General features: G+C 53.6%; 9 protein-coding genes. 3 read left to right on the forward strand and 6 right to left on the reverse strand.

All coding sequences use genetic code 11. From position 1 onward, the window contains the following. Positions 1 to 52 precede the first annotated feature (52 nt). On the reverse strand, positions 53 to 826 hold the full coding sequence (locus tag B2R48_RS11775; protein WP_062955224.1) for an SDR family NAD(P)-dependent oxidoreductase: 774 nt from the start codon (positions 824 to 826) through the stop codon (positions 53 to 55). A 539-nt stretch (positions 827 to 1,365) separates the two neighbouring features. On the opposite strand from B2R48_RS11775, the gene B2R48_RS11780 reads away from it, so the two are divergent. Then, positions 1,366 to 2,115 (forward strand): FadR/GntR family transcriptional regulator, encoded by a 750-nt coding sequence (locus tag B2R48_RS11780; RefSeq protein ID WP_249741948.1) that lies wholly within the window; start codon positions 1,366 to 1,368, stop codon positions 2,113 to 2,115. Positions 2,116 to 2,315: 200 nt separating this feature from the next. On the opposite strand, the gene yjfF is transcribed toward B2R48_RS11780, so the two are convergent. The 4 genes from yjfF to B2R48_RS11800 form a co-directional block, all read right to left on the reverse strand. Next, positions 2,316 to 3,293, reverse strand: a complete 978-nt coding sequence (yjfF, locus tag B2R48_RS11785; protein ID WP_062954336.1) for a galactofuranose ABC transporter, permease protein YjfF — start codon at positions 3,291 to 3,293, stop codon at positions 2,316 to 2,318. Next, entirely contained in the window at positions 3,280 to 4,299 is a 1,020-nt protein-coding gene (locus B2R48_RS11790) for an ABC transporter permease (RefSeq protein ID WP_297000584.1), read from the reverse strand. Before B2R48_RS11790 ends, yjfF begins: the two co-directional genes overlap by 14 nt. A 41-nt stretch (positions 4,300 to 4,340) precedes the next feature. Further along, positions 4,341 to 5,837 (reverse strand): sugar ABC transporter ATP-binding protein, encoded by a 1,497-nt coding sequence (locus B2R48_RS11795; protein ID WP_062954334.1) that lies wholly within the window; start codon positions 5,835 to 5,837, stop codon positions 4,341 to 4,343. Between the two features lie 146 nt (positions 5,838 to 5,983). Further along, positions 5,984 to 6,934, reverse strand: coding sequence for an ABC transporter substrate-binding protein (locus B2R48_RS11800; RefSeq protein ID WP_062954333.1), 951 nt, complete (start codon positions 6,932 to 6,934; stop codon positions 5,984 to 5,986). 162 nt (positions 6,935 to 7,096) lie between these two features. On the opposite strand from B2R48_RS11800, the gene B2R48_RS11805 reads away from it, so the two are divergent. After that, complete coding sequence (locus B2R48_RS11805; protein WP_297000592.1) at positions 7,097 to 8,149, forward strand: aldose epimerase family protein; 1,053 nt, start codon at positions 7,097 to 7,099, stop codon at positions 8,147 to 8,149. A 75-nt stretch (positions 8,150 to 8,224) separates the two neighbouring features. Beyond that, positions 8,225 to 9,046, forward strand: coding sequence for a nucleotide-binding protein (locus B2R48_RS11810; protein WP_297000594.1), 822 nt, complete (start codon positions 8,225 to 8,227; stop codon positions 9,044 to 9,046). A gap of 3 nt (positions 9,047 to 9,049) precedes the next feature. Here B2R48_RS11810 and B2R48_RS11815 read toward each other — a convergent pair. Then, positions 9,050 to 9,873, reverse strand: an 824-nt coding sequence (locus B2R48_RS11815) for a gamma-glutamyltransferase (protein ID WP_297000597.1), incomplete at its 5' end; no start/stop codon positions are given.

A 9,873-nucleotide genomic window follows, 5' to 3' on the forward strand; every position in this document is an offset into this window, starting at 1 on the left:
GTCCTGAAAGGTCTGGGTTAGTTGCTAAGAGTTGTCTTTTTGCTGGTGCGGATCAGACCCAACCACCATCAACGATGAAGTTCTGCGCGGTAACCATGCGGGCTTCATCAGAAATCAAAAACAGCGCCATGCGGGCGATATCGTCCGGCAGGACCTTGTTTTTCAAGCACTGGCGCTGGTCGATTTCGCGTTCGGCAGCTTCATCGACCCACAGGTCAAGTTGGCGCTGGGTCATGACCCAACCGGGCACAAGGGTGTTGACGCGGATATGATCCTTGCCAAGGTCGCGCGCCATGCCGCGCGTCAGGCCATGGGTCGCCGCCTTTGCCGTGGTATAACCCGGCATGCCGCCCTGCCCCATCATCCAGCTGACCGATCCGAAATTGATGATCGCGCCGCCACCGGCTTTTTGCATCATCGGTGCCACCGCCTGAATGGCAAAGAAGGACGGTCGAATATTGATCGCCTGGCGTTCATCCCAGTATTCCGGGGTAACATCCTGCCATTTATGACGGGTATCATTCGCCGCATTGTTCATGAGGCCGGTGATCGGACCGTTTACTTCGGCGGCCTTGGCCACTGCGGCCTGCAGGGCAGGAATATCGGTCAGGTCACATTTGATGAAGAGCGGCGCGTTGCGCGCGTCCTTGGAAAGCTTTTCAACAAGTGCGTTGCCTGCATCTTCCATGATGTCAACAAAGGCAACTTTTGCGCCCTGTTCAACAAAGGCGGTTACAATCGCCTCGCCAATGCCCGACGCACCACCGGTGATGAATACCGATTTGTCTTCAAGGCTTGTGTAATGTGTCGGCATGCGATCAGACATGATCGTTTCATCTCCCGTCATGTGGTTTCTGTTCTTAGGTGCCGCGCGCAAGACTCCCTTACGCGCCGGTCATGATGTCACGACAAAACTGACAGAAAGTTCATCCATTGCCAAATGTGCGGCGCAGCAGAAAAAAGAAATCTGAGATCAGCTATTTCTCATCCCTGCCGATGTAATCCAGCCCCACTTAAAGGGCCGGGCGCGTTCCCTCGCACGGCGTCATGATGCTTCCTCCTGAAAATCTTGTTTTTTATTCTTCATACAATAACATTAATGATCAGGATATCCGGGCCTGTCAAGCGTCAAACCACCAACTCTTTCCTTTCGGTCAGGGCAAACTTTGTTTATAAGTTCATGACATACGAAAATACATAATTACCCCTGTACCGGTATCTCCGAAATAATTATATGCTTTGCAGCACAAGCCCTTGCGGGTGCCAGATAAGTTGCTCTGAAAATTAATTCATATTATATGAATAATTGCAAAGCGGGCCTTCTTGCCTTTCGCTTTCCATTCAGGGCCACGCCGGAGGGAATATATGTCGTCCACCATGTCGAGAACTTACGCCAAACGCAGCCTGCACAGCATTGTTGCACATGATCTTGGTGCACGCATTGTTTCGGGCAAGCTGGTGCCTGGCGATGTCCTGCCGACAGAGGCGGCATTAAGTGAATCCCTTGACGTATCGCGCACAGCCCTTCGTGAGGCAATCAAGATCCTGTCGGCCAAGGGGCTTATTGAATCGCGCCCCAAAACAGGGACGCGCGTTAAGCCACGGTCAAGCTGGAACCTGCTTGATCCCGATGTGCTGTCATGGCACTTCCCCGACCCGGATCCCGCGTTCCTGTATGCGTTGTTTGAAACCCGCCTGATCATTGAACCCAACACAGCAGCCATGGCTGCTGTACGGGCAACACCCGATGAAATCAAGGCCATTGGCGATGCCTATGACTCGATGGAAAATGCCGAGCCGGGCACCGAGGCCGTCTATTTGACCGATCTGGATTTCCATCAGAATATCCTGAACGCATCGGGTAATGACTTCATGAAATCGTTTGGCATGCTGATTGAAACAGCCCTGATCGGGTCGTTCCGCCTGTCATCCGGTGGCCCGGCCCCCCATGTGCAATCACTGCCCGATCATCAGGCTGTTTTTGCCGCCATCAGTCACCGCGACCCTGAAGAAGCGCGTTCGACCATGCATAAATTGCTGCGCCGGACCATGCGCCAGCTTCGCCATCAATTGGGCATGTCGGTTGAACATGACTGGGACCAGATCGGCCTGTAACGCCATTGGCCCAAACACATACCAAGATAATTCGCAAAACCGGCCCTTTGGCCGGTTTTTTCGTTTCCAAAGGGATGACTTGGTGACGAAGGCAAGACCGTTGCCAGATACCGTCGCCAGCTGCAGGTTTCCACGCGTCATAAAACAAGGGCGGCCAAATCGGCCGCCCTTGCGATGAAATCAGGCGTCAGTCACTGACGTTATGTCGTACCAGCCCGCATCCCCGAGAAGGACCGGGTAATCAGGCGCTGCAAGACGATAAAGCCAAACAGCAATGCGCCAATCATGATCTTGGTCCACCAGCTATTGAGTGATCCGTCAAAGGCGATCAGTGTCTGGATCACGCCCATGATGATCCCGCCAAAGAACGTGCCCAGAACAAAGCCCATGCCCCCGGTCAGAAGCGTGCCACCGATCACCACAGCGGCAATGGCATCAAGTTCGACCCCAACGGCTGCCAGCGGATAGGCAGATGCCGTGTAGAAGGCAAAAACCACACCCGACAGCGCACTGAAGAAGCCCGACAGGGTATAAACCCGGATGATGGTGCTATGCACCGGGATACCAAGCAGCTCTGCTGAATGACGATCACCGCCAATCGCATACACATTGCGGCCAAAGCGCGTGTAATGGGCGATGATGACCCCGCCAATCACGGTCGCCAGCATCAAAAGAGCAGACGCTGTCAACCAACCGCGCCCCGGCAAGGGCACCTTGAAACCGCTAAAGGCGGAGACAAACGGATGGTCAATTGGAACGGAATCCAGATTGATCAGGAAGCACATCCCGCGCAGGAAGAACATGCCAGCCAGGGTGATGATAAAGGGCTGAATATCGAACTTGGCGATCATCACGCCCATAAACGCCCCGAAGCCCGCACCGACAACAAGGGAAATCAATGCTGCTGTAACGGGATGCATGCCAAAACCTGCAACAAGTTCGGCCATCAGCACCCCGATAAAGGCAATCATCGAACCAACCGAAAGATCAATGCCGCCAGACAGAATGACAAAGGTCATGCCAACAGCAGTGATGATCAAAAAGGCATTGTCCGTCAAAAGCGCGCCCAGAACATAGGTGTCGGAAAAGGCGCGATGTTCAATTATCCCGTATCCATACAACAACACCAGAACGGCGATGGTGGCCAGGATCGGGTAAAAACGTTCATTGATTTTCATCGGATTTCCCCCGCTTCATCCGTTCCATCGCCTGCCCGACCAGTTCACGGGACTTTGGCGCCTGTACAAGAAGAACAACCATCACCACAGCCGCCTTAACGATCAGGGTGTATTGCGATGGAAGACCCGACAACAGAATGCCGGTGGTCAGCGCCTGAATGATCAGAACGCCAATAACGGTCATCCCGATAAAGAAGCGCCCCCCCATCAACGACGCGCCGCCAATCACGACCGCCAGAATGGCATCAAGTTCAAGCCAGAGCCCCGCGTTGTTGGCATCCGCGCCGCGAATATCAGCAGCGATAATGATCCCCGCAAAGGCCGAACACAGGCCAGATGCCGCATAGGCCATCAACTTGATGCCGCGTGCATCAATGCCCGCAACCCGGCTGGCGCGTGCGTTGCCACCAACCGATTCAACAAACAGGCCAAGGGCCGTCTTGCGCATGATGAAATAGATCGCGGCAATCACCGCAGCCGCAATAATCACGCGCCATGGAATGCCAAGCAAATAGCCACTGCCAATGGCTTCGAAAAATTCGCCATGGAAGGTCACGATCTGCCCCCCGGTGATCATCTGGGCGATACCGCGCCCGGCGACCATCAGGATCAGGGTGGCAATGATCGGCTGAATATCAAGGAACGCAACAAGTACCCCGTTCCACAATCCACACAGCACCCCGGCCCCAAGTGCGGCCAGAATAATCACCGTCGGATGCAAATCGGTGTCGCGGATCAAAACCGCCATGACCGCCCCGGAAATGGCAATGATCGACCCCACTGAAAGGTCAATCCCGCGCGTCCCGATGACAATCGCCATACCGACAGCCACAAGTGCTGTTGACGCGCCACGGTGAACCACGTCGACCAGCGATCCATAAAGATGCCCGTCAACAATGCGGATACTAAAGAAGTCGGGCGAAATCACCCCGATCCCCAGCACAATCAGAACAAGTGCCGCAACCGGACCGAACCACGGCCGACTTATCAAAGAAGATGCAGACATGGTGCTGCTTTCCCGTAATTTCTTTTTCTCTTGCAAGCTGGTCATCGTGCAATCGCCTCGATGATCTTGTCTTGCGTGATTTCGGCACCGACAAGTTCGGAAACCTTTTCGCGGTCGCGCATCACGGCAACCCGGTCAGCGAAGGCAACGATTTCCTCAAGCTCCGAAGAAGCCACCAGCAAGGCCAGCCCTTCGTCACAAAGCTCCTTGATCAGTTTGATGATATCGGCATGGGCACCAACATCAATGCCGCGCGTCGGTTCATCAAGAATGAGCAAGATCGGCTTGGAGACCAGCCAGCGCGCCAGAATGACCTTTTGCTGGTTGCCGCCACTCAGCTGCCCGACCGGTTTTTCACTGTCTGGCGTGGCGATGCCCAATGCCTTGATCATGTCATCGGCAAATTTCTGTTGCTCGGCGCGCGGGATCGGACGCAGCCAACCACGCCGCCCCTGAAGGGCAAGTACGATGTTCTCGCGCACACTCAGTTCGGCAACAATACCGTCCTGTTTGCGATCTTCTGGACACAGACCAAAGCCCGACCGGATCGCATGACGCGGAGAACGCAACATGACCGGCTCCCCATCAAGGAACACAAGCCCGCTATCGGCTCTCTGGGTCCCGAATACCAGCTCGGAAAGCTCTGTCCGGCCCGACCCCAGAAGCCCGGCCAAGCCGACAATTTCACCAGCGTTCAGATCAAGTGAAACCGGTTCAAGCACACGTTTCTTGCCAAGGTTCTTGATCTGGATTTGACGTTTCGGGCCATCATAGCTGCCCTCGTCCAGATGCCGATGAGCACTGACTTCGGCCAGTTCACGACCCAGCATGTGATTGATCAAGTCAATCTGGGCAAGTTCCTTGGTCACAAAGGTTCCGACCAGTCGCCCGTTACGCAGTACTGTAATCCGGTCTGTGACCGCATAAACCTGATCAAGGAAGTGGGTAACGAAGACAATCCCCAACCCCTTGTCGCGCAGTTCGCGCATAATACGAAACAGCGTCTGAATTTCTTCGCCATCAAGGGATGCTGTCGGCTCATCAAGAATAAGCATCTTGGCATCAAGTGCGACGGCACGCGCAATCGCAACCAACTGCTGAATGGCCACTGAATAGGAGCCAAGCGGTCGATTAACATCAATATCAAGACCAAGCGTTTCAAGCGCGGCCTTGGCGTCCGCCTCGGTTTTTTTCCATGAAATCAGGCCAAACTTGCGCGTTTGACGTTCCAGCATCAGGTTTTCGGCCACCGACAGCGTCGGGACCAGATTGACTTCCTGATAAACGGTCGAAATACCCAAACCCTGGGCATCGCCCGGATGCTGTGGATGAATTTCCTGCCCTTCAAGCAGTACCTTACCGGCATCTCGGGGATGCACACCGGTAATCACTTTAATCAGGGTCGATTTGCCGGCCCCGTTTTCGCCCAGAAGGGCGTGAATTTCGCCGCGTTCAAGGTCGAAATCAACATCCTCCAGCGCCTTGACGCCGGGAAAGAACTTCCCCGCACCGCGCACTGAAAGCACTGTGTTTGACATATCCTGCCCCTCTCCCAGTCACTCTTTTTAGATATCCTGTCGCGGATACAGTCGGACGCACCCCGGCATTCGCCGGAGCACGTCCGATGCAATGAGTAGCAATCCGGTCTTTCCGGCGGACAAAAGCCCGCCAGAAGGATCAGATGTTATTTGCTGCGCATTTTGTATTCTTCCGCGGCGGTATCTGGCAGATAGAGCGGGCCATTTGCCTTGATCCATTTCGGAACTTCTTCGCCGTTCATTGCCGCCTTGATCGCGTCAAAGGACGGGCCGCCAAGATGCGGGTTCAGTTCGATGGTTGCGTTGGTATCGCCTTCGGCCATCGCCTTGAAGATATCGGGCACGGCATCGATCGATACGATCAGCATGTCATCACCCGGATTAAGACCGGCTTCCTTGATGGCCTGAACGGCACCCAGTGCCATGTCATCATTGTGCGCATAAACAGCACAGATGTTGGCACCACCGTTTTCGGCTTTAAGGAAGCTTTCCATAACTTCCTTGCCGCCGGAACGGGTGAAGTCACCGGACTGCGAACGGATGATATTGATGGCCGGGAAGTTCGAGACAACCGACTCAAAACCTTCTTTACGGTCATTCGCAGCGGACGAACCAACAGTACCCTGCAGTTCAACAACGTCACAAACGCCATTGGTTTCTGCTGCCAGCCAAGCCGCGGCCAGGGCACCTTCAACCACGAAGTCCGATGCGACCTTGGTCAGATACAGGTCTTTGTCGGCATCAACACCACGGTCAACAAGAACAACCGGAATACCAGCGTCTTTGGCTTCTTTCAGAACCTGGTCCCAACCGGTTTCAACCACCGGGGCCAGAAGAATGCCATCGACACCCTGTGCGATGAACGAACGGACGGCCTTGATCTGGTTTTCCTGCTTCTGCTGTGCATCAGAGAATTTCAGATCAATACCACGACGTTCTGCTTCGGCTTTAATCGACGCGGTTTCGGATGTCCGCCAGCCACTTTCAGAACCAATCTGCGAGAAGCCGATCATCATTTCGGCCTGTGCGGCTACTGATAGACCAAGAGCAACACCCAGCGCTGCAGTTGAAACTGCGAGCTTCTTAAAATTCACCACGATTTCCTCCCTAAGAGTGGTTTATTGCTTAAAAGCCATATAGTATTACAATATGATTTCTTTGCTCTCAACCATATAGTGCCTAATCCTTTCGTGTGATCGCGCCCGGCGATCCAGATGTTATAGTAAACCCAGAAAAATCAACGCTCGGGAAAGAATACGATGCCACAGACCACTCCGATACCAAACATGGCAGAGAACCATGTCTCCACACCCAAAACGGGTGAAAATGCTCCCCGCGTGGCATTAGAGAGCTCTCAGATTCGCGTGTTGGTTTCTGCGCTTGGCGCGCGTCTTTGCGGTGCCTATTTGCGCAACAAAGATGATGGAAGCGAAACAAACATCGCCGTGAACCTTGCTGATGATGCGGCTTATCTTGATCAGGACAGCTATATCGGGGCTGTATGCGGGCGGTATGCAAACCGTATTGAAGGATCGCAGTATCTGGATTCCGACGGACAGGTTACAAGGCTCGCCGCCAATGAGGGCGAAACCCACTTGCATGGCGGGCCGGATGGCTTTGACCGCCGGTTATGGTCGATTGCGGATCAATCCGAAACCAGTGTCTGTTTTGCGCTGACCTCGCCCGCCGGCGATCAGGGATATCCGGGCACGCTCAAGGCAACGGCAACCTACACACTGGTCGCGGATAACCGTCTTCGGCTTGAAATCACTGCCACGTGCGATCAGCCCTGCCCGGTTAACATGACCAGCCACGCCTATTGGAATCTCAGCGGTAAATTCGATCAAACAGCGTCCGATCACTTACTGCAAATCAATGCCGACCGTTGGCTTTCGGTTGATGACAAGCTGATCCCGCAAGGTGCGCCACGCGATGTCACGGGCACGGGCTACGACTTCAGAACACCAACCAAAATCGCAACCAATCTGCCAAATGCGCCAGAGGGCTTTGACCATAATTTCTGCCTGACCGGATCACGCGGTGAATTGCGCGAAATCGCCACCCTGTCCGACCCTGCAAGCAACCGCTCAATCAAACTCTTTTCGACAGAGGCAGGCCTGCAATTCTACCTCTCGCAGCATTTCAACGATGCGATGAAGACTGAAAACGAAGTGCCCTTGCACCAATCGGGCGGCATTGCGCTTGAACCGCAAACCTTTCCCAACAGCCCCAACCGCCCCGACTTCCCAAGCCCATGGCTCAAACCCGGCGAGACCTATCGGCATGTAATTGAGTGGGTGTTCAACAAATGATTATAATACAATCGATTGGCTTTAGAGGATAATGTAGGATTTAGCGCAGTTTGAATTACCTGGTTTGGTTTAAAAATGTCCGTCGACGAGATCATTGAAAAGTTAAAGTCATTCCAGGAACAGTTGCAGTCGGATGTCTACGATGCGTATGAAAATAAAGGTAAAGAATTTGGCCGCTCGCGCTTTTCAAGCTGGAAAAGGCGCATCTCTAAGTTTTTAGACACCAATCTTCCGGGTGAATTTACAGAGCTGGATAAGGCCATAAATCGCCCCCGAATACTGACGATGGGAGGCCCGAAAAAAAAGCCGTCTCAATTTTTTTGGGATAATTCAGGGGAAGCGGCAAATTCTTATTTAGCCTCATTAATAATCGATCTCGAAAGCGGTGAGTACGAGCATCTGAGCGCCCCGGAAGACAATGAAATCCAAGCTTCTGACTGTAAGCCCGACATCGCGTTCGACAAAGTGTTCATTGTTCATGGGAGAAACAATGAGATCAAAGAAAGAACGGCTCGTTTTGTTGAGAGATTAGGCATTAAGGCAGTTATTCTGCATGAGCAGGCGAGCAAAGGAAAAACAATCATCGAAAAGATCGAAGAGTACTCCGACGTACCATACGCAATAGTGCTTTACACAGCCGACGATTTAGGAAACATCAAGGACAAAGCGCTGCAGGGCCAGTTGAACAGCCGTGCACGACAAAACGTTGTATTTGAACACGGGTACCTCATAGCAAAGATAGGCAGAAAAAATGTCGCCTGCCTAGCTTCTAGTGAAATTGAATTACCCAATGATATCAGCGGGATAGTCTACATAACAGGCGACGAGTGGCAATTTCAGCTAGCAAAAGAAATGAAAAACGCCGGATTCTCGATAGATTTCAACCTACTAGCTTGATAATTACAACGCTGCAACCGCGCCATCCGCCCTCGGATCTGTTGCCCCTTCCATCACACCATCCTTTCGCAGAAGAATGCCGCCGGCATGGCCCATCATGTCTTCATAGGGGCCAACGACTTCGACCGTATGACCGGCGGATTTCAGTTGTTCGATCAGGCCCGGGTCAAAGCGATTTTCGAGTTTCAGGGTTGTGGTGTCTTCGCCCCATGTTTTGCCAAGTAACCAGCGTGGCGCGGTAACGGCTTCCTGCAGGTCCTGTCCATACATCACATTGCGGGTAAAGATCGCCGATTGGGTTTGCGGCTGTCCCTCACCGCCCATGGTGCCATAGGTCAGCACCGATCCGTCATTGAGCTTTGCCAAGGCCGGGTTAAGCGTATGGAACGGCAAGCGGCCCGGTCCAAGTTGGTTGGGGCCATCATGCAACGTGAAGCTTGAGCCGCGGTTTTGCCAGAGCACGCCGGTTTCCGGCACCACGACACCGGACCCGAACTCCCAGAAGATGCTTTGGATATAGCTGACCGCAACACCATTGGCGTCAACCGCCCCCATCCAGATCGTATCGCCCGGCTTGGCAACATGCGGCCAAGAAAGTGCTGTTTTCATATCGATCTTGGCGGCCTCTTGATCGAGCATCTCATCAGACAGCAGCGACACCGGATCAATGCTCATCCGGTCCGGATCGCCAACATGGGCGTCACGTTTAAGGAAGGCGCGCTTGGTTGCCTCGATCAATCCATGGACATGGTCAAACCCGTCCAGTGCCGCACCGGAAAGCCCCAGCCGATCAAACAGGCCAAGGATCATCAGCGATGCCACACCCT

The sequence above is a fragment of the Thalassospira sp. UBA848 genome, assembly GCF_002295455.1.
Classification (GTDB): Bacteria; Pseudomonadota; Alphaproteobacteria; order Rhodospirillales; family Thalassospiraceae; genus Thalassospira.